Source organism: Acidovorax sp. NO-1 (assembly GCF_000238595.1).
Taxonomy (GTDB): Bacteria; Pseudomonadota; Gammaproteobacteria; order Burkholderiales; family Burkholderiaceae_C; genus Acidovorax.
Map to the genome: position 1 here is coordinate 1 of NZ_AGTS01000009.1, position 1,610 is coordinate 1,610.

1 protein-coding gene is annotated in these 1,610 nt (G+C 58.1%); it reads right to left on the reverse strand.

What is annotated here, in order from left to right:
- Positions 1 to 31: 31 nt before the first annotated feature.
- Positions 32 to 1,570, reverse strand: a complete 1,539-nt coding sequence (locus KYG_RS00955; RefSeq protein WP_008902927.1) for an IS3 family transposase — start codon at positions 1,568 to 1,570, stop codon at positions 32 to 34.
- Positions 1,571 to 1,610 lie beyond the last annotated feature (40 nt).

Consider the following 1,610-nt stretch of genomic DNA (forward strand, 5'->3'; position numbering starts at 1 on the left):
AAGGGGGTGCGGATAAAAACTTGGACTGGTTTTATGCCGCAAGTCCAAGACTCACCCGGTATTCGATCGGGCTGAGGGCCCCCAGGGAGATCTTGATCCGCTTCTCGTTGTACCAACGGATGTAGTCGTCGACTACCCCAATGAAGTGTTCGATCGTGACGCTCTTCCAGTCCCGAGGATAGAACAGCTCATTCTTCAGCCTACCGAAGAAGCCCTCGCACGCCGCGTTATCAGGCGAGCAGGCTTTGCGGGACATCGAACGGGTAAGGTTCGCGCCGCTCATTCTCGATAGCCAACCGGGCCAACGGTAGTGCCCTCCGCGGTCTGAGTGGACCACAGGTCGATCGTTGGTCTCTGCCACCGTCTCGATAGCAGCATCCAGCATCGTGTTGACCAGCTCAGCATCCGGGCTCGTGCCAATGGTCCAGCTGACCACCATCCCGTCGAAGCAATCGATGATCGGTGACAGGTAGACCTTGCCTGCGGGGATCTGGAACTCCGTGATGTCTGTGAGCCATTTCTCGTTGGGGGCAGCAGCCTGGAAGTCACGGTTGATGATGTTCTCTGGTGCCGGGCTGATCTCGCCAAGGTAAGAGGCATACCGCCGCCGCTTGGGCTTTGCAACGACCAAGCTCTCTTGCTTCATCAGCCGCTGCACTACCTTCTCGGAGATCGGGCCTTGCTCTCTGGCCAGTGAGGCTTGCAGCCTGCGGTAGCCGTAGCAGCGGTGATTGGACTCGAAGATCTCGGTGATGGATTGGCGCACCTTCACGTACTTGTCTCCGATTGCCGCGCGGGCCCGATGGTAGAAGTACGAGCTGCGCGCAAGACCCAACTGTGCAAGGAGCTCTGGCAGACCATAGTGCTCCCTGAGGGCGTCAATCAGCAGTGTCTTCTCCCGGTTGGACAGGAGTTGCAGATCGACGCCCAGGCCTTTTTTTAGCAGTTCATTGGCCTTGTTCAAGAGGTCCTGCTCAAGGCGCAGTTGCCTGACTTCGTGGCGCAGTATTTCAACCTGGCGCTCGAGCTCTTCGCGCTCTTGCGCCTGCGGTGATCGATCGGTGTGTTTCATTGATGCGGGTGCCTCACGCCCCAGAAGCTGGTTCTTCCAGTTGTACAACGTTGGTCGGCACACGCCGAGCCTGTCGGCAACAGCCTGTGCACTTTCCTGCCGGGTGCAAAGCTCCATCACTCCCGTTTGCTTCAAGCTCTCGGGATATCTTCGCTGCCCCACACTGCCGACAACGGCCATCCTGGCCTCAGGGAATGCTTCGCGAACCCACTTGGTCAGCGTTCCACGCCCTGGATAGCCCAGGGCCCTCATGGTGGCTGCAATGCATCGATCATGGGTGAGGTAGTGCTCAAGGGCGGCAGCCTTCTGCGGCTGTGAGAACTTGGGCTCACGCCCCGCATAGCCTTTAGGCAAGTCCTGGCGCTGCTGATATTCCCGATACCAACCTTTCAATGAATTCTTGGTCGGGTACCCCAACTGCCTGATGGTCGGGCTGGTGCGTTTGCCCAGCTTGATGAAGAGCTCAACTGCTCGGATTCGGTCTTCGTAGGAATACATGAACTACCTTCTAGTAGTCCAAGTTTTCGTCCGCACCCCC

Coding starts and splice junctions, on each gene's coding strand:
- KYG_RS00955 (WP_008902927.1), bottom strand. CDS start 1,570: ATGTATTCCTACGAAGACCGAATCCGAGCAGTTGAGCTCTTCATCAAG.